Here is a 25,973-nt window from a genome sequence, read left to right on the forward strand (position 1 = left end):
GGACTCCGCCATGAGCCTTACCGCCAGCGACAAGCACGCCGCCACCGCCGTCTACCGCCACGAGATCCCGGCCGGCGAACCGTTCCTTTGCGAAGTCAAAGCCGGGCAGACCGTGCGCCTGCTCGACCTCGAAGGCAACCAGGCGGTCGACACGCTGTTCTTCAGCGCAAAGAACCCGCGCGAGCGCTACGACCCGCAGCGCACCCTGCGCAAACAGAACAGCGTGTACCTGACCACCGGCACCGTCCTCTACTCCAACCTGGGCAACCCGCTGCTGACCATCAGCGCCGACACCTGCGGCCGCCACGACACCCTCGGCGGCGCCTGCGCCCAGGAGAGCAACACGGTCAGGTACGCCCTGGACAAGCGCTATATGCACAGCTGCCGCGACAACTTCCTGCGCGCCAGCCTGCACGACGGCCGCCTGGAGAAGCGCGACATCGGCGCCAACATCAACTTCTTTATGAACGTGCCCGTCACTCCAGAGGGCGGCCTGACCTTCGAGGACGGCATCTCCGCACCGGGCAAGTACGTCGAGCTGGTCGCACATATGGACGTCATCGTGTTGATCTCCAACTGCCCGCAGCTGAACAACCCCTGCAATGGCTGGAACCCGACCCCTGCCGAGGTACTGGTATGGGACTGAAGCAGCTGCGCGAATGGCTGTTCCGCCTGTGCCAGAGCCGCTCGGGGCAATGCCTTAGTGCTTCCTCCCCTCTCCCTCCGGGAGAGGGGCCGGGGGTGAGGGATGCCCGAGCCAACACTGAAGCGCCCTCACCCTAACCCTCTCCCAAAGGGAGAGGGGATTAAGAGCAGTGCGGACCTCAACTCCGCAAATCACCCCGGACGACCGTGGTGCAGACCGAATAGCGGCGGGACGGCCCGTCATCCCTTTCGAGGGTTCTGCAATGTTCGACAAACTCCTGATCGCCAACCGCGGCGCCATTGCCTGCCGCATCCTGCGCACCCTGCGTCAGCTCGATGTACAGGGCGTGGCCGTGTACTCCGAGGCCGATGCCGCCAGCCTGCATATCCAGCAGGCCGATGAAGCCTTCAGCCTCGGCGAAGGCCCGGCCGCCCAGACCTATCTGGTGGTCGACAAGATTCTGGAAGTCGCCAAGCAGAGCGGTGCGAAAGCCATCCACCCCGGCTACGGCTTCCTCTCCGAGAATGCGGCGTTTGCCGAAGCCTGCGAAGCCGCCGGCATCGCCTTCGTCGGCCCGACGCCCGAGCAGCTGCGCGTGTTTGGTCTCAAGCACACAGCCCGTGCGCTGGCCAAGCAGCACGGCGTACCGATGCTCGAAGGCACCGAGCTGCTGGAAAACCTCGACGCCGCGCTGAAGGCTGGCGAGGAAGTCGGCTACCCTGTGATGCTGAAAAGCACCGCTGGCGGTGGCGGCATCGGCATGCGCGTGTGCAACAGCGCGGCCGAGCTGAGCGACGCCTTCGAGGCGGTCAAGCGCCTGGGGCAGAACAACTTCAGCGACAGCGGCGTCTTCATCGAGAAGTACATCCAGCGCGCCCGCCACCTGGAAGTGCAGGTATTCGGCGACGGCCGCGGCGAAGTGCTCGCCCTCGGTGTGCGCGACTGCTCGGTGCAGCGGCGCAACCAGAAAGTGCTGGAAGAAACCCCGGCGCCCAACCTGCCAGCCGGCATGGCCGAGGAACTGTGTGCGGCGGCGATCAAGCTGGCCAAGGCGGTCGGCTACCGCAGCGCCGGCACCGTGGAATTCGTCTACGACAGCGCCGCCGAGCGCTTCTACTTCCTCGAAGTGAATACCCGCCTGCAGGTCGAGCATGGCGTTACCGAACAGGTGTGGGGCGTCGACCTGGTGCGCTGGATGATCGAACTGGCGGCCGGCGACCTGGCGCCGCTAAGCGAGCTGGCGAAAGGCCTGCAACCCAGCGGCCACGCCATCCAGGCGCGCCTGTACGCCGAAGACCCGGGCCGCGATTTCCAGCCGAGCCCCGGCCTGCTGACCGCCGTGGACTTCCCCAAGGCCGATGGCAAAGCCCTGCGCATCGACACTTGGGTCGAAGCCGGCTGCGAGATTCCGCCCTACTTCGACCCGATGATCGCCAAAGTCATCACCTGGCAGCCGACCCGCGAGGCGGCCAGCGCCGCACTCGGCCAGGCCCTGGCCGATACCCTGCTGTACGGCGTGGAAACCAACAGCCAGTACCTGCGGCAGATTCTGGTCGACGCCCCGTTCGCCAGCGGCGAGCCCTGGACCCGTTGCCTGGAAGGCCTGAGCTACCAGGCCAACACCTTCGAGGTGCTGTCCGCCGGCACCCAGACCACCGTGCAGGACTTCCCCGGCCGCCTCGGCTACTGGGCCGTCGGCGTGCCGCCGTCCGGGCCGATGGACGATCGCGCGCTGCGCCTGGGCAACCGCCTGCTGGGCAACGAGGAAGGCGCCGCCGGCCTGGAAATCACCATGAGCGGCCCGCTGCTGCGCTTCAACACCGATGCGGTGGTGGCGGTTACCGGCGCGGCGATTCCGCTGAGCGTGGATGGCGCCGAACAGCCGATGAACACCGCCCTGCTGATCAAGGCCGGCAGCACCCTCAGCCTCGGCACCATCGCCAGTAGCGGCGCACGGTCCTATCTGACTCTGCGCGGTGGCCTGCAGGTGCCCGAATATCTGGGCAGCAAAAGCACCTTCACCCTCGGCCAGTTCGGCGGCCACGGCGGCCGCGCCCTGCGCGCCGGCGACGTGCTGCACCTTCTACCTCTCGCGCAAAATGACAGCGGCGCGCAACTGCCGGCCGAGCTGTGCACCGCACTGCCCAATGTGCGCGAGATCCGCGTGATCTACGGCCCCCACGGCGCGCCGGAATACTTCACCCCGGCCTATATCGACACCTTCCTCGCCACCGACTGGGAAGTGCATTTCAACTCCAGCCGCACCGGCGTGCGCCTGATCGGCCCGAAACCCGAGTGGGTGCGCGACAGCGGCGGCGAAGCCGGCCTGCACCCGTCGAACATCCATGACAACCCCTACGCCATCGGTGCGGTGGACTTCACCGGCGACATGCCGGTGATCCTCGGCCCGGACGGCCCGAGCCTGGGCGGCTTCGTCTGCCCGGTGACCATCATCGAGGCCGACCTGTGGCAGCTCGGCCAGCTCAAGGCCGGTGACAAGATACGTTTTACCCCAGTGGATATTGCCACCGCGCGACAACTGGCCACGACGCAGAATCACGCCTACGCAGAGCTCTCCCCTCTCCCCCTGGGAGAGGGGCCGGGGGTGAGGGTCTTGGGGCAGGCACAATCTCCCTCACCCTACGCCGGGCGCCCCCAACCCTCTCCCGAAGGGAGAGGGAGCTGGTCCGAGAGCGACCTCATCTCGCCCATCGTTCTCGACATCGGCGAAGCCGACAAGCGCCTGGTCGCCCGCCTCTCCGGCGACACCCACCTGCTGCTGGAAATCGGCCAACCGGAGCTGGACCTGGTGCTGCGTTTCCGCGGCCATGCACTGATGCAGGCGCTGAAAGCGAAGAACCTCAACGGCGTGATCGACCTGACCCCGGGCATCCGCTCGCTGCAGGTGCACTACCAGCCGGAAACCCTGTCGCTGGCCAACCTGCTGGCGGTGGTGATCGGCGAATGGGATGCGGTGTGCAACGCCCAAGACCTCAAGGTGCCGTCGCGCATCGTCCATCTGCCGCTGTCCTGGGATGACCCGGCCTGCCAGCTGGCCATCGACAAGTACATGACCACCGTGCGCAAGGACGCGCCCTGGTGCCCGAGCAACCTGGAATTTATCCGCCGGATAAATGATCTGGAAAATCTCGACGAGGTGTACCGCACCGTGTTCGACGCCAGCTACCTGGTGATGGGCCTGGGCGACGTCTACCTCGGCGCGCCGGTGGCCACGCCGCTGGACCCGCGTCATCGCCTGGTCACCACCAAGTACAACCCGGCGCGCACCTGGACCGCCGAGAACTCGGTGGGCATTGGCGGCGCCTACATGTGCGTGTACGGCATGGAAGGCCCCGGCGGCTACCAGTTCGTCGGCCGCACCCTGCAGATGTGGAACCGCTACCGCGAAGTCGCCGCCTTCCACGGCAAGCCCTGGCTGCTGCGCTTCTTCGACCAGATCCGCTTCTACCCGGTGAGCGCCGAGGAACTGCTGCAGATCCGCCGCGACTTCCCGCTTGGCCGCTATGAGCTGCGCATCGAAGACAGCGAACTGGCCCTGGCCGACTACCAGGACTTCCTCGCCGAGGAAGCCGAAGGCATCGACGCCTTCCGCACCCAGCAACGTGCCGCCTTCGACGCCGAGCGCCAACGCTGGATCGCCTCCGGTCAGGCCCACTACGAGAGCGAGGAAGTGGTTGCCGAACTGGGCGATGACGCTCCGCTTGCAGCCGGCCAGCACAGCATCGACAGCCATATCGCCGGCAACCTCTGGCAGGTGCAGGTCGAGGCCGGCAGCGCGGTGAAGGCCGGCGATGTACTGGTGATCCTCGAGTCGATGAAGATGGAAATCCCCCTCACCGCCCCGCGCGACGGCGTGGTACGCGAAGTGCGCGTGCAACCCGGCTCGCCGGTGCGTGCCGGCCAGCGGGTAGTGGTGCTGGAGGAGGCTTAAGGGATACAGTCGCGGGCAGCGCATCCACAGGGAAGAACCATGCCGCTGACCCGCGACCAGGCCCAGCAACGGGCCGACGATATTCAGGCGTTCCGCCGCGAGGCCCAGCGCCTGCGCGCCGAGGACGCCCTTGCCCTGGGCGACGAACCGCTCGCCCGCATCGCCAGCCACCACGATCAGTTGCTGGCCCAGTACCGCAGCCACTTCGACATCGATCATGACCAGCAAACCAAGCGCCTGTCGCTGAGCATGCGCGTGGTCTCGCTGCTCGGTGCGGTGGCCCTGGCGGCCAGCCTCTTGTTCTTCTTCTATCAGTTCTGGGGCCTGTTCGGCGAAGCGCTGCAGGTCGGCGTCCTGATCGGCTTCTCGCTCGGCAGCCTGCTGCTGACCCTCGCCCTGCGCCAGCGCGATGCCTTCGGCTACTTCGCCAAGCTGGCCGGTGTGCTGGCGCTGGCCTGCTTCGTCCTCAACCTCCACATGCTCGGGCAGATCTTCAACATCACGCCCTCGGACAACGCCCTGCTGTGCTGGGGCGCCTACGCCTTGCTGCTGGCCTATGCCTGCAACGCACGCCTGCTGCTGGCCATCGGCCTCCTCTGCCTGCTGGCCTACAGCGGCACGCGCATCAGCGAGTGGTGCGACTGGTGGTGGCTGGACGCCGCCGAGCGCCCGGAACACTTCCTGCCCGGCGGCCTGCTGCTGTTCATGTTGCCGGCGCTGCGGTCCCAGGCGCGCTTCAGCGGCTTTGCCGCCACCTATCGTGGCGTCGGTGTGCTGGCCATGCTGCTACCGATGCTGGTCCTGGCCAACTGGGGAGGCGGCAGCTACCTGCCATTCGGCCACGACAGCATCGAGAAGGGCTACCAGCTGCTCGGCTTCTTCGTCTCGGCCCTGTTCATCTGGCTCGGCATTCGCCGCGACTGGGCCGAGGTCACTCTGCTCGGCCAGCTGGCGTTCCTGCTGTTCCTGTTCATCAAGATGGTCGACTGGTGGTGGGACGTGCTGCCCAAGTACCTGTTCTTCCTCATTCTCGGCCTCACGGCCATCATGGCATTGCTGGTGCTCGGCCGCCTGCGCCGTGGGCACAAGGGAGGTGCGGTATGAGCGCCCGTTTAGTGCTGTCCGCAGGCCTTGGCCTGATCCTGCTGAGCAATGCCGTGGCCTTGGCCGGCGTTTGGTACAACCGCCAGGGCGAGCCCGAGAGCCAACTGCTGCTGACCGAGCGCGAGCTGCAGCGGAACTGGGATGGGCCGCGCCGGGAAAACAGCGGCCTGAGCATGCGCTTGAACTGGCGGATGCAGCGTTTGCCCTCCTCCAACGGCCAGCACTGCTACGCCGAGCAAGGTCTCGAGGCCGCACAACTGCATGGGCTGGGCTTCACCCAGGAGGAAACCGGTCAACGCCAAGGATGGGTGGTACTGGAGCTGGCCGGCGACGCCTACCGGCTGGCCATGCAGCAGGCCGAGCAGCGTCTGCGCAGCGCCAGCGAAAATCTGGCGGGCAATCCTCAGGCCGAGGACCTGCAGCACCAGGAGCGGGCGGCACGGGAACATCTGCAGAACGAACGTACCCGCGAAAGCCGCCTGTTCGTGGTGGATGTCGGCAGCGACGTCGAAGCCCTGCGCCAACGCTATCCGGAGCGCAGCCGCTACGCCCTGCTACGGGGCACGGTGCGCGCCTGGAGCGATTGCCAGCAGACAACGCTGCGCGGCTCGGTGAGCGACCTGTCCGCCGACGAGATCAACGTGCCGCACGTCTGGCGCCGCCAGCTCGGCGAATATCTACCCCACCCTTACGACATCAGCGAGCGCCCGTTCCAGATGCAGATCAGCTTCGGCCAGCGTCTGGAACCCTGGATCAGCGCCGTAGAGATCGCCGATAAAACCAGCAAGCGCGATGACGAAAACGGCGCACCGCGCTAGCATTGCCGCCATTCCTTCAAGGCTCAGCCCCATGCCGCTCAGCACGTCCCGCAAGGCCCAGTTTTCTCTGCTGCTGCTCCTGACCATTCTGCTGCTGGGCGGCTTCCTCGCCACCAGCCTGGTCAGCTACTACAGCTCGCGCGACAGCATCCGCCACAACATCGTCAACACCGAGCTGCCGCTGACCTCCGACAACATCTATTCGGAGATCCAGAAAGACCTGATCCGCCCCACCCAGATCGCCTCGATGATGTCGCGCGACACCTTCCTGCGCGACTGGGTGATCGCCGGCGAGCGCGATACCCAGCCGATGACCCGCTACCTGCGTGAAGTGCAGGAGCACTACGGCACCTTCACCAGTTTCTTCATCTCCGAGCAGACCCGCGTCTACTACCAGGCCAAGGGCGTGCTGAAGAAGATCGACCAGAACGAGCCGCGCGACGCCTGGTACTTCCGCGTACGCAACATGGCCGAACCCTACGAGATCAGCGTCGACCCGGACATGGCCAACAGCGACCGGCTGACCTTCTTCATCAACTTCAAGGTGTTCGACTACCAGAACAACTTCATCGGCGTGGCCGGTGTGGGCCTGACGGTGGATGCCGTGGTCAAGCTGGTGGACGACTACCAGCAGCGCTACGACCGCAGCATCTACTTCACCGACCGCAACGGCCACCTGGTGCTCACCGGCGCCGAGGGCGGTCCCCTGGGCGCCCAGCGCGGCCAGAATCTGAGCCAGGTGCCCGGCATGGAGCCGCTGCTGGCCAAGCTGCCGCAGCCCAAGAGCGGCAACTACACCTACCAAGAACAGGGCCGCGGCCACTTCCTCAACGTGCGCTACATCCCCGAGCTGGACTGGTACCTGTTCGTCGACAAGCACGAGGAAGGCGCTCTCGCCGGCGTGCGCCACACGCTCTACCTGAACCTGCTGATCTGCGCGCTGATCAGCGCCGTGGTGCTGTGCCTGGTCTACGTGGCCACCCGCCGCTACCAGCAGCGCATCGCCGCCCTGGCCACCACCGACGTGCTCACCGCCCTGCCCAACCGCCGCGGCTTCGACCTGCTGGCCGCCCAGGCGCTGCAGGAGGCGATTCGCGACAAGAGTCCGCTGAGCGCCCTGCTGCTCGACCTGGATCACTTCAAACAGCTCAACGACACCCACGGCCACCTGGCCGGCGACCAGGTGCTGCGCGGCTTCGCCCAGCGCCTGCAGAGCAACCTGCGGCAGTCCGACATCATCTGCCGCTGGGGTGGCGAGGAGTTCATCCTGCTGCTCAAGGACACCGGCAGCAGCACGGCGCGCCAGCTGGCCGAGAAGATCCGCCAGCAGACCGAGGAACAGGTATTCCCCTTCAATGGCGTCAATCTGCACGTCACCACCAGCATCGGCATCACCGAACTGCACGGCGACGACAGCCTGGACCGCCTGATCGCCCGCGCCGACCGCGCCCTGTACCGGGCCAAGCAGTCCGGACGCAACCGCGTGTGCGAAGACGTCAGCGGCCTGCAGCAGTGAACGACGCCGAGCGCTGCCCGCGCTGCGGCCAACCCAATCGTTGCGCCCAGGCCGGGCAGACGCAGGCGGTAGAGGATTGCTGGTGTTTCCATACGCCGATCGCTCCCGGCGTGCTCGACGAGCTGCCCCCCGAACACCGCGACAAGACCTGCCTCTGCCCCAACTGCGCCCGCGCCCTGAGCGGCGAACCTAGCGCCGAATAGCCATGCGCCTGGACCGTTTCCTCAGCAATCTGCCGCGCTTCAACCGCGCCGACGCCCGCCTGCTGCTGGCCGCCGGGCGCCTGCGCGTGGATGGAGCGGTCGTGCGCGACGCTCGCTTCGAGGTCCGCGAGTTCAGCCGCATCGAGCTGGACGACGAACTGCTGCAGGCCGGCAAGCCGGCGCGCTACTTCATGCTCAACAAGCCCGCCGGCGTGGTCAGCGCCACCGAGCATGCCGAGCATCGCACCGTGCTCGACCTGCTCGATGAGCCGGACAAGCACGAGCTGCACATCGGCGGGCGCCTGGACCTGACCACTACCGGCCTGCTGATCGTCACCAACGACGGCCTCTGGTCGCGCCGCCTCACCGAACCACGCAGCCGCCTGGGCAAGGTCTACCGGGTGAGCACCGAACAGCCGATCACAGCCGACTACATCGAGGTGTTCGCCCGCGGCCTGTACTTCGCCTACGAGAACCTCACCACCCTGCCCGCCGAGCTGCAGATTCTCGACTCACACACAGCCCTGCTGACCCTGCACGAAGGCCGCTACCACCAGGTCAAGCGCATGTTCGGCCACTTCCAGAACAAGGTCATCGGCCTGCACCGCGAACGTATGGGGCCGCTGCAACTGGACCCGCAACTGGCGCCAGGACAGTATCGCGCGCTGAGCGCGGCCGAGATCGCCCAAGTGTGAATGACCGTCGGGCAGAAGCTGCGGCGCAGGTCACTCAAGTGACTTGCACCTGCAACACAAGCCTGCTTGAATCAGAACCGTGGTCCGAACGTGACCATTCAGTCGCAACAACACTCTAAGAAAATTCTTCCGGTCGAGTGCCTCAGGCACCACCAACGGGTCTGCCCTCGTCGCGCCGCAAGGCCGATGCCCGTTCCGGAAAGTACCCGCCACTAACAACAATCGTCGGCCAGCCTTTCGAGCCGACCAGGCCCCGTTCCCAGGCACATGCCTACCTGTCCTGAAGCTCGCGCAGCTGTGGTTTTCGCTGCGCGTCCGTATCGCCATGCGTCAGGGGCATGACCATGAAAGCAGAAACCGCTGTGCTGGACATCCAGGGGCAATACCGGGTTTACACGGAGTTCTACCGCGCCGACGGCGCCGAGCAGACCATCATCCTGGTCAACGGCTCGCTGTCGACCACCGCCTCCTTCGCGCAGACGGTCCGCTATCTCCACCCCCATTTCAACGTCGTGCTGTTCGACCTGCCCTATGCCGGGCACTCACGTGAATACAATCCGCATGATCGTTTCCTCACGCGCGAGGATGAAGCCGACATCCTGCTTGAGCTGATCGACTACTTCGCCTGCAACATCGTGCTGTCCTTCTCCTGGGGCGGCATCGCCACCCTGCAGGCCCTGGCCCGCCGGCCGCCGCGGATCGAACGCGCGGTGATCAACTCCTTCTCCCCGGTGGTCAACGGCGCCATGCTCGGCTACCTGCGCGCCGGCCTAACGGTGATGCGCGACTGCGACCGCGAGAGCATCGGCATGGTGCTCAACGGCACCATCGGCAAACACCTGCCCTCGCTGTTCAAGCGCTACAACCATCGCCACGTCACCAGCCTGGAGCGCTACGAATACGAGCAGATGAGCTTCCACGTGGAAACCGTGCTGAACAACGGCGGCCGCTCCTGCGTCAGCTTCGCCGGCCAGATCGAGATACCGCTGCTGTTCGTCAACGGCGAGTGGGACGAATACACCACACCGGAAGACGCGCGCCTGTTCACCCAGTTCGTGCGCCACGGCGAATTCCGCACCATCCCCCAGGCCGGGCATTTCCTCGACATGGAACACAAGGCCGCCTGGATGCAGACCCGCGACGCGCTGCTGGCCTTCCTGCTACCGCCAACCACCTTCAGCCGCACCCGCAGCCAGACGTCGGAGAAGCACGCCCTGGCCGTTTGAGCGCGATTGCGAGCAAAACGGGCGCCGCCCCTGCGCCCAAGCTTCACCTTGGCAGGCGATTCTGGTACAAAGTCAGCCGCCCGAGCGGGCGTCGTATAATGGCATTACCTGAGCTTCCCAAGCTCATGACGAGGGTTCGATTCCCTTCGCCCGCTCCAGAATCAAAAAGAAAAAGCCCTGTTTTTTACAGGGCTTTTTCTTTTCTGGAACTTAGTGGTGTCGAAATCACAGACCAAGGAATGTAGAACCTAGCCAGATCTACCGAAACGGAAGACGCAGATTCACCAACCTTGATCAAGGCCATCAATCAACAAGCTGGTTCAATTCCTCTAGCGCTATAACAGCTTCAGGACCTTTCCCACGCCTACCACTGTTCCACCCTCAAGCATCAGGAACTGAGCGCCCACTCGAAGATCTTGATAGTTCATCCGAGGGGCATACTGAAATAGCACTTTAGCCTCAACCGGGCGGCCAACAGGAACAGCCTCGCTAGGCCCGTCGACAAAAGACACACCTAGGTGCTCGCCATCACCCACACGAAAGTGGGGGCGGTACGGGGTTGTGACAAAGCAAGAGCCACGGCGACCACCTACCTCAGCTGACACGAATTCAACGAGAACAATTGCTCCGGACATTTTCTAATCCGACTGAGTGGGTCTATATCTACTTATAAAGTTGGAAAATCCACAAATACAACGCAAAGAAAGGGAAAGCCAACAGACCCAACATATAGAAGGTGCAAAAAATACTGCCGTACCATCTGGCAAACTTACTCTCACCCCTATCGCCAGAAGAGAATATAGCCTCTATCACCTTTTGAATTGATGACTTTCTGTTATTCCCGACCGGGCCAAAGGCGTTGCTAACAAATACTAAGATACCACTCCACAGCAATATATACGTAGACAATCCGACCGCACCGATAATCCAGATATCATCCCGACTCTTAGAGATCCACCACCAGCCTAGCCCAGTTATCAAGGCGCTCATTGCCAGCACTAAATATAGATTAGATTTCGCGGAGGATAGCTTTATCGCAAGCTTTTCCATTAGCTGTGGCGTGGGCATGCATGTGCCTTATGCTTAAGACTGAAGTGAATAATCTGAGTCCATCGTTAGGACTCGTGTATTTTTGCGTTAACTCTTAATTATGTCGCGTCGAAATGACTTTGGCTTGAGTGAATTTTCTAAGGGCCACTCCGGACCTTGGAGAGCAGTTTATCCCTACGCACCTCCAGCTGATCAGCGTGGCGCGCGTACAAGCTTGGCCCCCAAGTATATGCAACCACAGTTGCCGCCTCTTGATCCGAGAGTGCGTTGAGTGGTTTTGCGTACATGCGATTGGATAGGGCGTTTAGGCCATACCCCTGTCCATTAAATATGAGAGTGGAGTACAGCCCAAAGATCTCATCCGGAGAAAAATGTAGCGAAACAAGTCGTTCCCAGAGAACGCTGCGTATGTGCCAGTTGAGAGTTCCTTTACGTGGGAGGAAGCGATAGTGTAGTTGCTGAGCCACTAAGGCGGAAGGAGATGCGCCTCCTTGCTGTTGCGCAATTATGTACATTCGAATTTTGAGCGGGGGCATGCGGTTTAGAGGATCCGAACTATCCAAGATAGCTTGAATATCATCTCTATGCGACCAGAACACCATGGCTTCATAAGCTAGGACGACTAAAGCTGGCACGAGCGTGAGCGTAACGAGAAGGGTAAATGTGACCTTTGCGAGACGCTTCATATGGGCCCTAACGCCGATCTAAAGAGGTACGTAAAATTCGAAGCATGCGCCGGCTCGGGACGTCCAGCACCATTTATTGCACGTTCTTGAACGACTTACGATAAGCAAATTTATTTTCTTGCCTCAAGCGGGATAAAGCATGCTACTGAAAAGAAGATAAGCAGCGTTGCAACTCCAAAAGCATATATCCTTTCAAATGGAACTAAATAACAAGAAACAGTGCAAATACGCCTGTTGCCGCCATGATTGCCGTTGATGACTTGAGCCTTACCGCATGAACCACATTCCATAGGTTTTAATGCAAGGATCTTGGAGACTCTTTGCATCGCAATACCGTCACACACAGGACACATGCTCATGATATCTATCATAACTATCAATAGGCGACATTGCTGCCGCATACCATCCGAGAAAATTCCGTACGTTGCTTGTCACAAGCCAATTTATTTCCCTGCAGCTCATAGAAGTAAATGCGACTTGGAGCAGGATGGGAAGTGACAGGCTGTGATGCCAAGCGGCACCGTCTTAGAGAAAAGCTACGAAGTAGAGGGGCGAATGTCTAGGATGGCTGTCGGAAAGATGTCGAAATCACATGCCATCAATGGCTAGCAAAGCACAGGGTACCGAGTTGCAAGGGCTTGGCTTCTCGAATTTACCTGCGGTTCGGATAACGCCAAACCGATAGCCGCTAAAGAAAAAAGCACCCGAAGGTGCTTTCTTTCCCAGTCAGCTGGCTAATCCCGCTGCCCTGGCCCGCGCCGCATGCAGCTTCTTGTAGCTCTCGACCAGCCGCAGGTGCTTGTCGAGGCCTTCCAGTTGCATGCTGGTCGGCGTCAGGCCGAAGAAGCGCACGCTGCCGTCCACCGAGCCCAGCGCCGCATCCATGCGCTCGTTGCCGAACATGCGGCGGAAGTTGGCCTCGTAGTCGGCCATGTCCAGATCGTCGTCCAGCTGCACTTCCAGCACCACGTTGAGCGCCTGGTAGAACAGGCCGCGTTCGACGGTGTTGTCGTTGTACTGCAGGAAGGCCTCGACCAGCCCCTTGGCCTGCTCGAACTTCTTCAGCGCCACGTAGATCAGCAGCTTCAGCTCGAGAATGGTCAGCTGGCCCCAAACGGTGTTGTCGTCGAACTCGATGCCGATCAGCGTGGTGATGTCGGTGTAGTCGTCGACCTCGCAGTTCTCCAGGCTCTTGAGCAGGGATTTGAGGCGCAGGTCACTGAGGCTGTGCAGGTTGAGGATGTCGGAGCGGAAGATCAGCGCCTTGTTGGTGTTGTCCCAGATCAGGTCCTCCACCGGGTAGATTTCCGAGTAGCCCGGCACCAGGATGCGGCAGGCGTTGGCGCCGAGGTCGTTATACACGGCCATGTACACCTCCTTGCCCATGTCCTCGAGGATGCCGAACAGGGTCGCAGCTTCCTGGGCATTCGAGTCCTCACCCTGGCCGGAGAAGTCCCACTCGACGAATTCGTAGTCGGCCTTGGCGCTGAAGAAGCGCCAGGACACCACGCCGCTGGAGTCGATGAAGTGCTCGACGAAGTTGTTGGGCTCAGTCAGCGCGTTGCTCTCGAAGGTCGGCTGCGGCAGGTCGTTGAGACCCTCAAAGCTGCGGCCCTGGAGCAGCTCGGTGAGGCTGCGCTCCAGCGCCACCTCGAAGCTCGGGTGCGCGCCGAACGAGGCGAACACGCCGCCGGTGCGCGGGTTCATCAGGGTCACGCACATCACCGGGAATTCGCCGCCCAGGGAGGCGTCCTTCACCAGCACCGGGAAGCCCTGCTCTTCCAGGCCCTTGATGCCGGCGACGATGCCGGGGTACTTGGCCAGCACCTCCTGCGGCACGTCCGGCAGGGCCAGTTCGTTTTCGAGGATTTCGCGCTTGACCGCGCGTTCGAAAATCTCCGACAGACACTGCACCTGCGCCTCGGCCAGGGTATTGCCGGCGCTCATGCCGTTGGAGAGATACAGGTTCTCGATCAGGTTGGACGGGAAGTACACCACCTCGCCGTCCGACTGGCGCACGAACGGCAGCGAGCAGATGCCGCGCGCCTTGTTGCCCGAGTTGGTGTCGTACAGGTGCGAGCCGCGCAGCTCGCCGTCGGGGTTGTAGATCTCCAGGCAGTACTCGTCGAGGATCTCGTCCGGCAGCGCGTCCTTCGGCCCCGGCTTGAACCACTGTTCGTTCGGGTAATGCACGAAGTCGGCGTTGGCGATCTCCTCGCCCCAGAACTGGTCGTTGTAGAAGAAGTTGCAGTTCAGTCGCTCGATGAACTCGCCTAGCGCCGAGGCCAGCGCGCTCTCCTTGGTCGCGCCCTTGCCGTTGGTGAAGCACAGCGGCGACTGGGCGTCGCGGATATGCAGCGACCAGACGTTGGGCACGATGTTGCGCCAGGAGGCGATCTCGATCTTCATGCCCAGGCCGGCGAGGATGGCCGACATGTTGGCGATGGTCTGCTCCAGCGGCAGGTCCTTGCCGAGGATGCGCGTGCCCTCGCCCTCGGTCAGCGCCGGGATCAGCAGGGCCTGGGCGTCGGCGTCGAGGTTGTCCACTTCCTCGATGATGAAGTCGGGGCCGGTCTGCACCACCTTCTTCACCGTGCAACGGTCGATGGAGCGCAGGATGCCCACGCGGTCCTTCTCGGAGATATCCGCCGGCAGCTCGACCTGAATCTTGAAGATCTGCTTGTAGCGATCCTCAGGGTCGACGATGTTGTTCTGCGACAGGCGGATGTTTTCCGTGGGGATGTTGCGCGTCTGGCAGTACAGCTTGACGAAGTAGGCCGCGCACAGCGCCGAGGACGCCAGGAAATAGTCGAACGGCCCCGGCGCCGAGCCATCGCCCTTGTAGCGGATGGGCTGGTCGGCAATCACCGTGAAGTCATCGAACTTGGCTTCGAGACGGAGGTTGTCGAGAAAGTTGACCTTGATTTCCATGGGGGATTACCAGACTAGCGAGCCAAACGATGTGTGGCGGGCATTATCCGTTATTCCGCCCTCTCAGGGTGCGCAGGCATTAAGCCATCACGAAATGTGATGAGCAGCACAATTTATCCCATCTTGAAATGTCGACAACGTCACAAAGCTTGGTAGGCTCTCGGCGAACCCCACACAGGAGTTTTCCGATGAAGGAACAACGGAAGTACCTCGCGTTACGTGCTCATATCGAAAGCCTGCTCCAGGACGGAGCGCAGATCGTCAGCCGCGTACCTTTCACCCTGCGCATCAGCGGACACCTGTTCCGCGTGCAGCACGGCATGTTGATCGGGAACTCGGCAGCAGCCTGACGCCTGTCAGGCATGCACGCACCAGCTCACCGACTCGGGCGGCATGCCCAGGCAATCCACCGCGTGGATCAGGCCTGATTCCAGTGCATCTTGTGCGTTGAGGATGCGCGGAGCGGCCGTCAGGCAGTCGAGCACGTCCAGCGGCACCTTGGCCCCGCGCGTACGTTCGTCGACGATGCTGGCGTACAGCTGCAGGTCATAGTCCAGGCTCATCGCATATTCCGACATGCGCGCGTGGTCGACCGCGCCATTCAGCGTCCAGTGAAAGGGATGAAAGAGGAACTTGCTGTGGTGGCAGGCCGTGCGCTGCTCGCCAGCCAGGAAGATGATATTGCCCATGGACTCGACCGTGCCGAGGTTGTGGGTCTTCACCGGCACCGGCAGGGAAATCAGGAAGTTGTAGAGGGAGAAGCCGTAGCTGCACTCGCCGCCCATGGTCGCGATCTTGATGACCAACTCGTCGGCGCCTTGCTGGATGGCCTGGGAGCATTTGTCGATCAGCTGGCCGCAGGTGGTCGAGTTGATCGGCGCGGTGAAGTGGATCACATGGCTGCGCATGCCCGTTCTCCGTGACAAACGATGAGCGGAAGCCGAAGCTTCCGCTCGCTTGCATCAGCGGTCGCGACCGCCTCCACTGCTGTTTTGACCACCTTTGCGGCCGGCTTCGGACGCTTTCTGGCGATCATTGGCGAAGTTGCCTCCACCGCTCTGACCGCCTTGGCGGCCGCTTTCCTGGCGGGACTGATCACTGCGCTGGCCTTGCTCGCGCTTGCCCGATTCGCCAGTGCCCATCTTGTTCTTGTCACCAGTCATGGTGAACCTCCATCTCTTCAGTCATTGGATGTGAGACACACATTCTTCAATACGGCTTCGATGGCGCCTCAGAGTGACTGAGTAGGTGGGCCCCCGTGCGGTTTCATGTTTTTCCGCCGTTACGGACGAATGGCCACCTACCCGTTGCGCTTCAACTGCCGGCGATGCCGGTGATGGTGATGCCGTAGTGACGCAACAGCAGCACCGCCGGTTCGCTGCTGCGCTTGTCCTGGCCATCGCCGAACTCGCCCTTCTCCAGGTTTTGCCTGGCCCAGTCCAGCAGGTGCTCCACCGCCTCCTCCATTTCCGGCTTGTGATCGGCCTGCATGTCCAGCGTGTTGGTGTTGTTGTCCTTGCTGTAAGTGATGGTCCATTGCGCCATGGTGACCTCCTGCGGGGTACATGCCTGACCAGCGGGCCAGACGCGTTCGTACAGATTTCGAGTCGCTGACCGGGGCAACGGTTCAGGTAATAAGCGAGGCGGCACTACAGGCGGTCGGGCCAGGGTTGCATGAGCCGGCCGCGTCACGCACTCTACCTGTATATAAAGCCAGTACAGCATCATGTTCGCGCCGCTCGACTTTCCCCTCTACTACCTCAGCAACTTCCGCACGGCGCTGGCCTGGATCGAGCAGCGCTATGCCGACCTGCTGGACGCGGACGAGCAGGCCTTCCTGGCGCATTTCCACGCGCTGCCGGAAGCCTCCCAAGCGCTGCTGGTGCGCCTGGTCATGCGCAAGGGCCCGCATTTTCGCGCGGGCAAGCTGGCCTATGCAGAGATCGGCGATATCGCTAGCGCAGCTGCCCCGCTATTGAGCCTGGGCTGGCTGATCGAGGATGCCGAGCTGGAGCTGGACACCCTGTTCGCCCTGCTGCGCAAGGACGAGTTGCTGGTCACCTTCGCCGAGGCCAGGGCGCTGCGCAGCCTGAAGAAGAGCGAGCTGCTGCAGACGCTGCGTGAACTACACCCGACGGCGCGTACCTTCGCCCAGTGGAGCGCGGGGCTGGACCTGCTCTACAGCCTGACCGTCGGCCCGCTGTGCGATCGCCTGCGCCTGCTGTTCTTCGGCAACCTGGCGCAGGACTGGTCCGAGTTCGTGCTGGCCGAGCTGGGCGTCTATCGCTACGAGAGCGTGGCCATCGGCAACGACTCGCGCGGGTTCCGCAACCGACTCGATGTCGACCACTATTTGCACCTGCAGCATTGCCGCGAGCTGTTCGAGGCGGGCCTGCCGATTGCCGAGGTGCTGCTCGAACTGGGCGAGTTCGCCAGTGACAACCCGCACCTGGCGCGACGCCACGCCAAGCTGCTGTTCCACCTCGGCCAGCAGCTGGAGCGCGAGGGCGAACTGGCCGAGGCCGCCACCTTGTACGCCATGAGCCGCCATGGCGAGGCACGCCAGCGTCGGGTGCGCGTACTGGAAAAGCTCGGTGAGTTCCAGCTGGCCCACGACCTGGCCACCACCGCCCTGCTCGCCCCGCACAACGATGCCGAGGCCCAGGCCCTGGAGCGCGCACTGCCGCGCCTACAGCGCCAGCTCGGCCTGCCCAAGCAGCCGCGCCGCCCGCCGGCCGAGGCGGGGCTGATCGAACTGGAACTGCCGCAGCCACTGGAATTCAGCGTGGAATGGGCGGTGCAACAGCACCTGCACGACGAGCAGGCGCCGGCCTTCTACGTGGAAAACACGCTGGTCTGCGGGCTGTTCGGCCTGCTGTGCTGGGAGGCGATCTTCGCCCCGCTGCCCGGTGCCTTCTTCCACCCCTTCCATGCCGGCCCGGTGGACCTGCACGACGGCGACTTCCGCAGTCGTCGCCAGGCGCTGTTCGAACGCTGCCTGGCCATGCTGGATGACGGCAGCCACGCCGAGGCGATCCGCGCCACCTACACGGCCAAGTACGGCATCGTCTCGCCTTTCGTGCACTGGACGGTGCTGACGCCCGAGCTGCTGGAAACCGCCCTGCACTGCCTGCCGCCGGCGCACCTACGCGCCTGGTTCGAGCGCCTGCTCGGCGATATCCGCGCCAACCGCGCCGGCATGCCGGACCTGATCCAGTTCTGGCCGGCCGAGCGGCGCTACCGGATGATCGAGGTGAAGGGCCCCGGCGACCGCCTGCAGGACAATCAGAAGCGCTGGATCGAGTTCTGCGCCCGCCACGGCATGCCGGTGGACGTCTGCTACGTGCGCTGGAGCGCGTCCGCGTGAGTTACGCCGTGGCCGTGCGCGCGCTGTGCGAGTTCACCGCCAAGCAGGGCGACCTCGACCTGCGCTTCACCCCCGCGCCCACCGCCGCCGAGGGCATGGCCGGGCACAGCACGGTGGTCGGTCGGCGCGGCGCCGGCTATCTCGCCGAGCTGCCGCTGGCCGGCGAGTATCCTGGGCTGCTGGTCAGGGGCCGCGCCGATGGCTACGACCCGGCGCAGAACCTGCTGGAAGAGATCAAGACCCACCGCGGCGACGTGGCGCGCATCCCGGACAACCACCGCGTGCTGCACTGGGCCCAGGTCAAGGTCTATGGCTGGCTGCTGTGCGACAGCCTGGGCCTGGAGGAGATCGACCTGGCGGTGGTGTACTTCAACGTGCTGTCGCAGAAGGAAACGGTGTTTCGCGAGCGCTTCGACGCGGCCGAACTTAAGGGTTTCTTCGAGCTGCAGTGCGCGCTTTTCGTCGCCTGGGCCGAGCAGGAAACCGCCCATCGCGCAGCGCGCGATACCAGCCTGGAAACGCTGCGCTTCCCCTACCCCAGCTTCCGCCGCGGCCAGCGCCAGCTCGCCGAATCCGTGTATCGCGCAGCCCGCGATGGCGACTTCCTGGTCGCCCAGGCCACCACCGGCATCGGCAAGACCCTGGCCACCCTGTTCCCGCAGCTCAAGGCCTTTCCCGGCCAGGGCCTGGACCGCCTGTTCTTCCTCACCGCCAAGACGCCGGGCCGGCGCCTGGCGCTGGACGCCCTGGCCAGCCTGCGCGCGCAGGAGGAAAACATGCTGCTGCGGGTGCTGGAGCACGTGGCTCGCGACAAGGCCTGCGAGCACCCGGACAAGGCCTGCCATGGCGACTCCTGCCCGCTGGCCAAAGGCTTCTACGACCGTCTGCCGGCTGCCCGTTCCGCTGCCCTCGAACACCGCTGGCTGACCCAGGAGGCCGTGCGCGAGGTCGCCCTGGCACACCAGGTCTGCCCCTACTATTTGTCCCAGGAGCTGTGCCGCTGGAGCGACGTGGTGGTCGGCGACTACAACTACTATTTCGACATGACCGCCCTCTTGCATGGCCTGACCGTGCTCAACGGCTGGAAGGTCACCCTGCTGGTGGACGAGGCGCACAACCTGATCGACCGCGCCCGCGGCATGTACAGTGCCGAGCTGGACCAGGCCGAGTTCAATGCCCTGCGCAAGGTCGCCCCGGCCGGCCTCAAGGGCGTGCTGGAGCGTGTCGGCCGCCACTGGAACCAGCTGCACCGCGACCAGGAAGTGCCGTACCAGATCTACCCGGCCATCGCCGACCTGTTTATCGTCGCCCTGCAGAAGGCGGTGAGCGCCATCACCGACCACCTCACCGACCAACCCGAGGGCAACCAGGCCGCGCTGCTGCGTTTCTACCTCGACGCCATGCTGTTCTGCCGCCTGGCCGAGGCCTTCGGCCCGCACTCGCTGTTCGACATCACCCGTCATGACACGCGCAGCAGCCGCAGCCTGTCGACCCTGTGCCTGCGCAACATAGTGCCGGCACGCTTCCTCGCCGAGCGCTTCGCCAACGCCCACAGCGCCACGCTGTTCTCCGCCACGCTCAGCCCCGGCCACTACCACGCCGACCTGCTCGGTCTGCCGCGCGACTGGCAGTGGCTGGAGGTGCAGTCGCCGTTCAGTGCCGAGCAGCTCAGGGTCCAGGCGCTGACCAACCTGTCGACCCGCTACCAGCATCGCGAGACCAGCCTGGCGCCCATCACCGACCTGCTGGCCCGCCAGTTCCGCGCGCAGCCGGGCAACTACCTGGCCTTCTTCAGCAGCTACGCCTACCTGGAACAGGCCCTGGACAACTTCCGCCGCGGGCACCCGGACATCCCGGTGTGGACGCAGTCACGCAGCATGAACGAGGCCGAGCGCCAGGCCTTTCTCGAACGCTTCGCCGAGCATACCCAGGGCATCGGCTTCGCCGTGCTCGGCGGCGCCTTCGGCGAGGGCATCGACCTGCCCGGCAAACGCCTGATCGGCGCCTTTATCGCCACCCTCGGCCTGCCGCAGGTCAACCCGGTCAACGAGGAGGTGAAGGCACGCATGCAGCAGATGTTCGGCAACGGCTACGACTACGCCTACCTGTACCCGGGCCTGCAGAAGGTGGTGCAGGCCGCCGGTCGGGTGATTCGCACCACCGAGGACCAGGGCGTGGTCTACCTGCTGGACGACCGCTTCACCCGTGGCGAAGTGCGCCAGCTGTTGCCCAGCTGGTGGCAGGTCGAACGCAGTCGCTACCAGCCGAGCCTGGAGCCTGTTGATTCCTAATGGCCATACACACTTTGCAAACACCCGGTGCTTGAGGCGCGGCGGAATTTCCTTATCCTCCGCAGCGTGACACCGGGCCCCTCTGACGGCTAACCGCCGCCATGTCGGAGTCATAGTTGGTACAACTACGACTGCAAGGAGGGGCTCATGACTGCCCTAGAAACGTTCCTCTTCGCCGACCTGCTCGGCACCGCCACCTGGCTGTGGCTCACCTTCTTCGCCCTGGTAGTTGCCTTGCTGGCCTTCGACCTCGGCATCCTGCACCGCGACAACCACGAGATCGGCGTCAAGGAGAGCCTGCTGCTGTCGGCCGGCTATATCTCCATGGGCCTGCTGTTCGCCGTCTGGGTGTTCTTCCAGAAAGGCGGCGACGCCAGCATGGACTACCTCACCGGCTTCCTCATCGAGAAGTCGCTGTCGATGGACAACGTGTTCGTCATGGCGCTGATCTTCAGCTTCCTGGCCATCCCGCGGCAGTACCAGCACAAGGTGCTGTTCTGGGGGATCATGGGTGTGATCGTGCTGCGCGCCATCATGATCGGCCTGGGCGCCGCGCTGATCAGCCAGTTCGACTGGATCCTCTACGTGTTCGGCGCCTTCCTGCTGCTGACCGGCGTGAAGATGCTGTTCTCCAAGGTCGACGACGAGCCGGACCTGGCCAACAACCGCTTCGTCAACTGGCTGCGCAACCACCTGCCGGTGACCGATCGCCTGCACGAGCAAAAATTCTTCGTGCGCCAGCCCGATGCCAGCGGCAAGCTCAAGTTGTGGATCACTCCGCTGTTCCTGGCCCTGATCCTGGTCGAACTGGCCGACCTGGTGTTCGCCGTGGACAGCGTGCCGGCGATCTTCGCCATCACCCAGGACCCGTTCATCGTCTACACCTCGAACATCTTCGCCATTCTCGGCCTGCGCGCCCTGTACTTCGCCCTGGCCGCGATGATCCATCGCTTCGCCTACCTGAAGTACGCCCTGGCCCTGGTGCTGGTGTTCATCGGCGGCAAGATCTTCCTGCACGGCATCATCGGCAAGGTGCCGCCGGTGATCTCGCTCAGCGTGACCGTGGGCCTGCTGGCCGGCGGCGTGCTGCTGTCGCTGTGGAAGACCCGCAACCAGCCCGCCCACAAGCTCGAATCCTGATTGCAGAGGAGTTTCAACATGTTCCCCTTCAAACCGCTGCTGCTCGGCCTGGGCCTGCTCGCCCTGGCCGGCTGCGACACCGCCGAACAGGCCGCCACGAGCTTCGCCAAGAAGGTCGAGGAAGCCGCCCTGGAAACGGCCCGCGAGAGCCTTGGCGAGACCATCAAGGAGTTCGACAAACAGGTCGATCAGCTCAACGAGCAGGTCGACCAGGCCCAGGAAAATACCCGCCAGTGGATGAACCAGGCCCAGCCGAAGTCCGAGCAGGCACAGCCGCCGCAGGGCGAGCAGCAGGCCGATCAGGACGTGATCGAGACCTGATCAGTCGGCGAAGGCTTCCCGCAGCAGCTGCGGCAACAGCTCGCCGGCAGCGCCCGGCAGGCTGTATTCACGCGGCACGCCAGGAGCTACCGGCTGCGGATTGATGTGCACCACGCAGGCGCCATGGCGCGCGGCGATCTGCGGTACCTGGGCCGCCGGATAGACCAGCCCCGAGGTGCCGATCGACAGCAGCAGGTCGCACTCGGCGGCCGCCGCGAAAGCCTGCTGCAGCGCCGCCTCCGGCATCGACTCGCCGAACCACACCACGCCCGGGCGCACCGGCCCGCCACAGCGCCCGCAGCTTGGCGGCGGCAGGCGCCTGCCCTCCTCCGGCTCGGCCAGCTCCTGGGCAAGTTCGCCATAGGGCGCGGCGCAGGCGAAGCAGCGTGGCGCCTGCAGGCTGCCGTGCAAATGGATCACATCCCGGCTGCCGGCACGCTCGTGCAGATCGTCGACATTCTGCGTCACTAGGGTCAGGCGCGGCACCCGGCTTGCCAGCTCGGCGATGGCCTGGTGCGCAGGGTTGGGCATGGCGCGCAGCACTCGCTGGCGACGCCACTCGTACCAGCCCCAGACCAGCTCCTGGTCGGCCGCGAACGCCTCGGGCGTGGCCAGTTGCGCCGGATCGAAGCGCGCCCACAGGCCGGTCAGCGCATCGCGAAAGGTAGGAATGCCGCTCTCCGCCGACACCCCGGCGCCGGTGAACACCAGCAGGTGGCGACTGCCGCGCAGGGCCTGCAGTATCTCAGGGCGCATGACTGGCGCAGCAAGCATGCCGGGCACTCCCAGAAAAAAGAGCCTCCATTCTGGCCAAGCCGGGACGCCTGCGCCACTCATCACGGCGATGGAACGGGCCGCACCGGGGTCGGTCGCACGCTAACCCATCAGGAGAAACGCCATGCACAACGTCCAGGGTTACGAACGCGCACTGTCCATCGGTTTCGGTCTGGCCGGCCTGGCCTGCGGCATGCATCGCGGCGGCATCGACGGCATTGGCCTGGCCGCCGCCGGCGGTCTCGGTCTGCTACGCGGCCTGACCGGTCACTGCGTGATGAAGGGCTATCTGCAGGATCCGCATCACGAGATCCACTACCTCAAGGGTGAACTGCTGCGCCTGCGCGAGGCCATGGCCCGGTTGGGCCCGCAGGATCCGGCGATCGAACCGCCGCTGGGTGCGGACACCATGGTCTCCGGCTTCGATCGCTCGCTGCTCAACAGCCGCAGAGGCTAGGCCGAGCAGATCATGCGGATGGCCCGCGAGGCAGAGCTGGAGGAAGCCCGGCGCAGCTTGAGGTAAGCCTCACGGGCATTGGCGGCGCAGCGACTCAGGTACTCGCATTCGGCCTGCTGCTCTGCGGTATAGGGCAGCGCCGTTTCGTTCATGAAATGGATCAACGCCTGATGCGCCTCGGCGGATAGCCGGGCCAGCCGGCTTTCTTCCTGGGTGATGCGGGCCTGGTCCATAGAGTCTCTTCTCCTCGCGGAATATTGGGTCTCGGCTTTTTGACGCCAGAAAGCTCCAATGTTCCGCAAGGATCGACGACTGGTCGCGAGTCAGCCTCCACGCTGGCTGGGCTGGGCGCTGCGCTCCGCATGTTCCGCCGTACCGACCGCGCGCTCTGCGCCTCGCTGCTCGCGCTCGGGTGGGCGTTGCGGGTCGTTACCCGGGCCGGGCTGATGTTCCGGGTTCAGGTCCACCTGCCCCGGGCTGAGCGGGTCTGGCTTGCCCGGCAGGGGCGAATGGGGATTTTGATCCTGGGTGGGGTGGTACGGATCGATGGACATGCTCGTCTCCTCGGCCAGGCAGGGGCTGGCCCTCGCCGATTGGAGGCGGGCAGGCCCCGAGGGTTCGAGCTATTTGCGTGCCGACTGCTAGCCGGCCAGCGCAACCGAGCCGACCTGCGGGCGGGCCGGCAGCAGGCGGTACAGGCCCTGCTCGTCACGCTCCACCAGGCCGCAGGCGCAGAGGCGGCTGAGCACCTGGCGCACGCTGAGTACGGAAATCTGCTCGTCGGCCAGCAACAGGAAGCCGTGCAGTTCCCGCGAGCGCAGGCCCTTGCCGTTGCGTTGCAACACTTCGAGGATCTTCAGCCGAACCAGGCTGACCTTCAGTCCGGCTCCCTGCAGCATCGCCTTCAATTGCTGACGTTCGTCGTTGGCGGTCATGGCACTCTCCCTGTGCGTGTGTGATCCACGTCTTGTTAGTTTGGGGGAAAAACTGTCGAGATGAACAGCTCCTATCTATAAGACGAACGAGCGAGGAAAAACCTGCAGCGAAACTGCAACTTTTTTGTCTCGCCTGCGACCCGGTCTTTGTGCTATTTCTCGACCCGCTCCGGCTTCGCTGCCAGACAGGGCGCAAGCAGCAATTCGACACCAAAGCTGCGTCGCCGCCGGGGCCATTGCAAGGGTGGCGGCTGTGCCGCCAGATACAGACAAGCCCGCTGGGGAAAGAAATGAGAAGGCTTGTACTGCTGCTTGTCACGCTGGCGCTGGTCGCCGGCTGCTCCGCAACCGCCAAGACGTATGAAAAGAAGGGCCGCAAAGGCCTCAACATCAATTGCTCCGGGCTCACTTCCAGCTGGGAGCAATGCGAACAGAAGGCGACCCGCGCCTGCGGCCCAAAGGGTTACAAGGTGGTGGCCAAGGCCGGCGCCGACCAGGGCAGCGAAGACGATCCGGCCGATTTCGTGTTCGGCATCAATCCCGCCGGCTTCTCCAGCCGCAGCATGATCGTGGTCTGCAAGTAGACGGGAGGTCCGTTTGCCGCCCCGAAAGGCCCGCCAACGCGGGCCTTTTTCATGGCCTGAACGACTGGCATCTCTCGCCCGCAACAGCATCACACGGCCGGGTATAGTGGCGCCGGCCGCCATCACGAGACGCTACGCATGTACCACGGGGAAAAATTCAACGCCTGGACCCACCTGGTCGGCGCGGTGCTGGCCTGCATCGGCGCGATCTGGCTGCTGGTCCTGGCCAGCCTGACGGGCGAGCCGCGGAAGATCGTCAGCGTGGCCGTCTATGGCGTCGCCCTGGTCGTGCTGTACAGCATCTCCACGCTCTACCACAGCCTGCGCGGGCGGGCGAAGCTGATCATGCGCAAGCTCGATCACTTGTCGATCTACCTGCTGATCGCCGGCAGCTATACGCCCTTCTGCCTGGTCACGCTGGAGGGCGCCTGGGGCTGGACGCTGTTCGGCATCGTCTGGACCCTGGGCATCATCGGCATGCTGCAGGAGATCAAGCCGCGCTCGGAGGCCCGCGTGCTGTCGCTGGTCATCTACGCGGTGATGGGCTGGATCGTGCTGATCGCCATCGAACCGCTGCTCGCCGCCCTCGGTCGCGCGGGCTTCACCTGGCTAGCAGCCGGCGGCGTGCTGTACACGGTGGGCATCCTGTTCTTCGCCTACGACAGCCGCTTTCGCCACTGGCATGGCATCTGGCATCTGTTCGTCATGGCCGGCAGCCTGCTGCACTTCATCGCCATCCTGCGTTACGTGATCTGAACGCCACTCATCGTCGCAACTGAACACCGGCGCGTGCCCCCAGTCGGTTACTGAACACTCTCCCTGGAGAAACGACATGGTTGCATTCGATCCCCAGTCGCGCCACGCGGCTCACCACGCCTATCAGCGGCAGAACATTTCCAACCGGCAGCGGGCACTGTCCACCGCCGCCGGCATCGTCCTCACCGGCGCCGGCCTGCACCGCGGCGGCATCTTGGGCCTGGCCGGGCTCACCCTCGGCGGCCTGCTGCTGGCCCGCGGCGGCAGCGGTCACTGCAACCTCAAGGGTCTGCTGGATGACCCGCAGGCCGAGATTCGCCACCTGCGCGCACGCATACGCCAGCTCAGCGCGACTCTCGCCCACGCCTCCGCCGAGCGCAACGGCACTGGCGCGCGCAGCGCCGAGGCGTTCGATGCCGAGCAAATTCCCGGCGGCAGCTATGCCGTCGATCGCCCATCGGCCAGGCGCATGAGCGGCCACTGCTGAGCCCTGCCGAGCCCTCCCTGGCCATGCCGGCCAT

At 64.0% G+C, this 25,973-nt stretch carries 25 protein-coding genes and 1 tRNA gene; 18 read left to right on the forward strand and 8 right to left on the reverse strand.

Features of this window, described 5'->3' with window-relative positions; all coding sequences use genetic code 11:
* Window positions 1-10: 10 nt before the first annotated feature.
* The 9 genes from N7607_RS00755 (at window position 11) to N7607_RS00795 (ending at window position 10,318) form a co-directional block, all read left to right on the forward strand.
* Complete coding sequence (locus N7607_RS00755; RefSeq protein WP_192315737.1) at window positions 11-646, forward strand: urea amidolyase associated protein UAAP2; 636 nt, start codon at window positions 11-13, stop codon at window positions 644-646.
* 262 nt (window positions 647-908) lie between these two features.
* Complete coding sequence (uca, locus tag N7607_RS00760; RefSeq protein WP_279866644.1) at window positions 909-4,598, forward strand: urea carboxylase; 3,690 nt, start codon at window positions 909-911, stop codon at window positions 4,596-4,598.
* A gap of 39 nt (window positions 4,599-4,637) precedes the next feature.
* A complete protein-coding gene (locus tag N7607_RS00765; protein WP_279866645.1) occupies window positions 4,638-5,702 on the forward strand; it encodes a DUF2157 domain-containing protein in 1,065 nt (354 codons plus the stop codon).
* Entirely contained in the window at window positions 5,699-6,520 is an 822-nt protein-coding gene (locus tag N7607_RS00770; protein WP_279866646.1) for a DUF4824 family protein, read from the forward strand. Before N7607_RS00765 ends, N7607_RS00770 begins: the two co-directional genes overlap by 4 nt.
* 31 nt (window positions 6,521-6,551) lie before the next feature.
* The gene (locus N7607_RS00775; RefSeq protein WP_279866647.1) at window positions 6,552-8,036 is read left to right on the forward strand and encodes a sensor domain-containing diguanylate cyclase; all 1,485 of its coding nucleotides are present in this window, start codon (window positions 6,552-6,554) and stop codon (window positions 8,034-8,036) included.
* On the forward strand, window positions 8,033-8,239 hold the full coding sequence (locus N7607_RS00780; protein ID WP_279866648.1) for a cysteine-rich CWC family protein: 207 nt from the start codon (window positions 8,033-8,035) through the stop codon (window positions 8,237-8,239). Before N7607_RS00775 ends, N7607_RS00780 begins: the two co-directional genes overlap by 4 nt.
* A 2-nt stretch (window positions 8,240-8,241) precedes the next feature.
* Complete coding sequence (locus N7607_RS00785; protein WP_279866650.1) at window positions 8,242-8,934, forward strand: pseudouridine synthase; 693 nt, start codon at window positions 8,242-8,244, stop codon at window positions 8,932-8,934.
* 344 nt (window positions 8,935-9,278) lie between these two features.
* Window positions 9,279-10,160 (forward strand): alpha/beta hydrolase, encoded by an 882-nt coding sequence (locus N7607_RS00790; protein ID WP_279866651.1) that lies wholly within the window; start codon window positions 9,279-9,281, stop codon window positions 10,158-10,160.
* 84 nt (window positions 10,161-10,244) lie between these two features.
* A tRNA-Gly gene (locus N7607_RS00795) sits at window positions 10,245-10,318 on the forward strand.
* Between the two features lie 2,304 nt (window positions 10,319-12,622).
* Here the strand turns inward: N7607_RS00795 and N7607_RS00800 are convergent.
* On the reverse strand, window positions 12,623-14,827 hold the full coding sequence (locus N7607_RS00800) for an OsmC domain/YcaO domain-containing protein (RefSeq protein WP_279866652.1): 2,205 nt from the start codon (window positions 14,825-14,827) through the stop codon (window positions 12,623-12,625).
* 188 nt (window positions 14,828-15,015) lie between these two features.
* On the opposite strand from N7607_RS00800, the gene N7607_RS00805 reads away from it, so the two are divergent.
* Window positions 15,016-15,177: a hypothetical protein gene (locus tag N7607_RS00805; RefSeq protein ID WP_171016370.1), complete on the forward strand. Its 162-nt coding sequence runs from the start codon at window positions 15,016-15,018 to the stop codon at window positions 15,175-15,177.
* Window positions 15,178-15,183: 6 nt separating this feature from the next.
* Here the strand turns inward: N7607_RS00805 and N7607_RS00810 are convergent, their stop codons facing one another.
* The 3 genes from N7607_RS00810 to N7607_RS00820 all read right to left on the reverse strand — a co-directional run bounded on the left by N7607_RS00810 (window position 15,184) and on the right by N7607_RS00820 (window position 16,372).
* Complete coding sequence (locus N7607_RS00810) at window positions 15,184-15,735, reverse strand: ATP-dependent Clp protease proteolytic subunit (protein ID WP_279866653.1); 552 nt, start codon at window positions 15,733-15,735, stop codon at window positions 15,184-15,186.
* Between the two features lie 54 nt (window positions 15,736-15,789).
* Window positions 15,790-15,969, reverse strand: a complete 180-nt coding sequence (locus tag N7607_RS00815; RefSeq protein WP_279866778.1) for a KGG domain-containing protein — start codon at window positions 15,967-15,969, stop codon at window positions 15,790-15,792.
* A 172-nt stretch (window positions 15,970-16,141) separates the two neighbouring features.
* Complete coding sequence (locus N7607_RS00820; protein ID WP_279866654.1) at window positions 16,142-16,372, reverse strand: hypothetical protein; 231 nt, start codon at window positions 16,370-16,372, stop codon at window positions 16,142-16,144.
* A 181-nt stretch (window positions 16,373-16,553) separates the two neighbouring features.
* Between N7607_RS00820 and N7607_RS00825 the strand changes: the two genes are divergently transcribed.
* From N7607_RS00825 to N7607_RS00840, 4 genes are all read left to right on the forward strand, one after another.
* Window positions 16,554-18,194, forward strand: coding sequence for a VRR-NUC domain-containing protein (locus tag N7607_RS00825; protein WP_279866655.1), 1,641 nt, complete (start codon window positions 16,554-16,556; stop codon window positions 18,192-18,194).
* The gene (locus N7607_RS00830) at window positions 18,191-20,485 is read left to right on the forward strand and encodes an ATP-dependent DNA helicase (RefSeq protein ID WP_279866656.1); all 2,295 of its coding nucleotides are present in this window, start codon (window positions 18,191-18,193) and stop codon (window positions 20,483-20,485) included. The genes N7607_RS00825 and N7607_RS00830 overlap by 4 nt, the downstream gene beginning before the upstream one ends.
* A gap of 147 nt (window positions 20,486-20,632) precedes the next feature.
* Window positions 20,633-21,625 (forward strand): TerC family protein, encoded by a 993-nt coding sequence (locus N7607_RS00835; RefSeq protein WP_279866657.1) that lies wholly within the window; start codon window positions 20,633-20,635, stop codon window positions 21,623-21,625.
* 18 nt (window positions 21,626-21,643) lie between these two features.
* The gene (locus N7607_RS00840; RefSeq protein WP_279866658.1) at window positions 21,644-21,946 is read left to right on the forward strand and encodes a hypothetical protein; all 303 of its coding nucleotides are present in this window, start codon (window positions 21,644-21,646) and stop codon (window positions 21,944-21,946) included.
* Here N7607_RS00840 and N7607_RS00845 read toward each other — a convergent pair whose 3' ends face one another.
* Window positions 21,947-22,702 (reverse strand): NAD-dependent deacylase, encoded by a 756-nt coding sequence (locus tag N7607_RS00845; protein ID WP_279866779.1) that lies wholly within the window; start codon window positions 22,700-22,702, stop codon window positions 21,947-21,949. It abuts the gene before it with no gap.
* A gap of 142 nt (window positions 22,703-22,844) precedes the next feature.
* On the opposite strand from N7607_RS00845, the gene N7607_RS00850 reads away from it, so the two are divergent.
* Window positions 22,845-23,177 carry a YgaP-like transmembrane domain gene (locus N7607_RS00850; RefSeq protein WP_279866659.1) on the forward strand — a complete coding sequence of 111 codons (333 nt, stop codon included), beginning with the start codon at window positions 22,845-22,847 and terminating at the stop codon, window positions 23,175-23,177.
* Here the strand turns inward: N7607_RS00850 and N7607_RS00855 are convergent.
* The 3 genes from N7607_RS00855 to N7607_RS00865 form a co-directional block, all read right to left on the reverse strand.
* Window positions 23,174-23,410, reverse strand: a complete 237-nt coding sequence (locus N7607_RS00855; RefSeq protein ID WP_279866660.1) for a hypothetical protein — start codon at window positions 23,408-23,410, stop codon at window positions 23,174-23,176. The genes N7607_RS00850 and N7607_RS00855 overlap by 4 nt on opposite strands.
* A gap of 90 nt (window positions 23,411-23,500) precedes the next feature.
* Window positions 23,501-23,731, reverse strand: a complete 231-nt coding sequence (locus N7607_RS00860; protein ID WP_279866661.1) for a hypothetical protein — start codon at window positions 23,729-23,731, stop codon at window positions 23,501-23,503.
* Between the two features lie 87 nt (window positions 23,732-23,818).
* Entirely contained in the window at window positions 23,819-24,112 is a 294-nt protein-coding gene (locus N7607_RS00865; protein WP_279866662.1) for a Fur family transcriptional regulator, read from the reverse strand.
* A 290-nt stretch (window positions 24,113-24,402) separates the two neighbouring features.
* On the opposite strand from N7607_RS00865, the gene N7607_RS00870 reads away from it, so the two are divergent.
* From N7607_RS00870 to N7607_RS00880, 3 genes are all read left to right on the forward strand, one after another.
* Window positions 24,403-24,696, forward strand: a complete 294-nt coding sequence (locus N7607_RS00870; RefSeq protein WP_279866780.1) for a lipoprotein — start codon at window positions 24,403-24,405, stop codon at window positions 24,694-24,696.
* Window positions 24,697-24,834: 138 nt separating this feature from the next.
* Complete coding sequence (locus N7607_RS00875; RefSeq protein WP_279866664.1) at window positions 24,835-25,452, forward strand: hemolysin III family protein; 618 nt, start codon at window positions 24,835-24,837, stop codon at window positions 25,450-25,452.
* Window positions 25,453-25,528: 76 nt separating this feature from the next.
* Window positions 25,529-25,939 (forward strand): DUF2892 domain-containing protein, encoded by a 411-nt coding sequence (locus N7607_RS00880; protein WP_279866665.1) that lies wholly within the window; start codon window positions 25,529-25,531, stop codon window positions 25,937-25,939.
* The last annotated feature ends 34 nt before the right edge of the window (window positions 25,940-25,973 follow it).

The organism is Pseudomonas sp. GD04019 (genome assembly GCF_029837695.1).
GTDB lineage: Bacteria > Pseudomonadota > Gammaproteobacteria > Pseudomonadales > Pseudomonadaceae > Aquipseudomonas.

Excerpts from the sequence above, each read along its gene's own strand:
- N7607_RS00825 (WP_279866655.1), top strand. The coding sequence starts at position 16,554 with ATGTTCGCGCCGCTCGACTTTCCCCTCTACTACCTCAGCAACTTCCGC.
- N7607_RS00785 (WP_279866650.1), top strand. The coding sequence starts at position 8,242 with ATGCGCCTGGACCGTTTCCTCAGCAATCTGCCGCGCTTCAACCGCGCC.
- N7607_RS00810 (WP_279866653.1), bottom strand. The coding sequence starts at position 15,735 with ATGCGCAGCCATGTGATCCACTTCACCGCGCCGATCAACTCGACCACC.
- N7607_RS00820 (WP_279866654.1), bottom strand. The coding sequence starts at position 16,372 with ATGGCGCAATGGACCATCACTTACAGCAAGGACAACAACACCAACACG.
- N7607_RS00850 (WP_279866659.1), top strand. The coding sequence starts at position 22,845 with ATGCACAACGTCCAGGGTTACGAACGCGCACTGTCCATCGGTTTCGGT.
- N7607_RS00860 (WP_279866661.1), bottom strand. The coding sequence starts at position 23,731 with ATGTCCATCGATCCGTACCACCCCACCCAGGATCAAAATCCCCATTCG.
- N7607_RS00840 (WP_279866658.1), top strand. The coding sequence starts at position 21,644 with ATGTTCCCCTTCAAACCGCTGCTGCTCGGCCTGGGCCTGCTCGCCCTG.
- N7607_RS00805 (WP_171016370.1), top strand. The coding sequence starts at position 15,016 with ATGAAGGAACAACGGAAGTACCTCGCGTTACGTGCTCATATCGAAAGC.
- N7607_RS00770 (WP_279866646.1), top strand. The coding sequence starts at position 5,699 with ATGAGCGCCCGTTTAGTGCTGTCCGCAGGCCTTGGCCTGATCCTGCTG.
- N7607_RS00870 (WP_279866780.1), top strand. The coding sequence starts at position 24,403 with ATGAGAAGGCTTGTACTGCTGCTTGTCACGCTGGCGCTGGTCGCCGGC.
- N7607_RS00875 (WP_279866664.1), top strand. The coding sequence starts at position 24,835 with ATGTACCACGGGGAAAAATTCAACGCCTGGACCCACCTGGTCGGCGCG.
- N7607_RS00855 (WP_279866660.1), bottom strand. The coding sequence starts at position 23,410 with ATGGACCAGGCCCGCATCACCCAGGAAGAAAGCCGGCTGGCCCGGCTA.
- N7607_RS00845 (WP_279866779.1), bottom strand. The coding sequence starts at position 22,702 with ATGCGCCCTGAGATACTGCAGGCCCTGCGCGGCAGTCGCCACCTGCTG.
- uca (WP_279866644.1), top strand. The coding sequence starts at position 909 with ATGTTCGACAAACTCCTGATCGCCAACCGCGGCGCCATTGCCTGCCGC.
- N7607_RS00775 (WP_279866647.1), top strand. The coding sequence starts at position 6,552 with ATGCCGCTCAGCACGTCCCGCAAGGCCCAGTTTTCTCTGCTGCTGCTC.
- N7607_RS00815 (WP_279866778.1), bottom strand. The coding sequence starts at position 15,969 with ATGGGCACTGGCGAATCGGGCAAGCGCGAGCAAGGCCAGCGCAGTGAT.
- N7607_RS00865 (WP_279866662.1), bottom strand. The coding sequence starts at position 24,112 with ATGACCGCCAACGACGAACGTCAGCAATTGAAGGCGATGCTGCAGGGA.
- N7607_RS00765 (WP_279866645.1), top strand. The coding sequence starts at position 4,638 with ATGCCGCTGACCCGCGACCAGGCCCAGCAACGGGCCGACGATATTCAG.
- N7607_RS00835 (WP_279866657.1), top strand. The coding sequence starts at position 20,633 with ATGACTGCCCTAGAAACGTTCCTCTTCGCCGACCTGCTCGGCACCGCC.
- N7607_RS00880 (WP_279866665.1), top strand. The coding sequence starts at position 25,529 with ATGGTTGCATTCGATCCCCAGTCGCGCCACGCGGCTCACCACGCCTAT.
- N7607_RS00790 (WP_279866651.1), top strand. The coding sequence starts at position 9,279 with ATGAAAGCAGAAACCGCTGTGCTGGACATCCAGGGGCAATACCGGGTT.
- N7607_RS00800 (WP_279866652.1), bottom strand. The coding sequence starts at position 14,827 with ATGGAAATCAAGGTCAACTTTCTCGACAACCTCCGTCTCGAAGCCAAG.
- N7607_RS00755 (WP_192315737.1), top strand. The coding sequence starts at position 11 with ATGAGCCTTACCGCCAGCGACAAGCACGCCGCCACCGCCGTCTACCGC.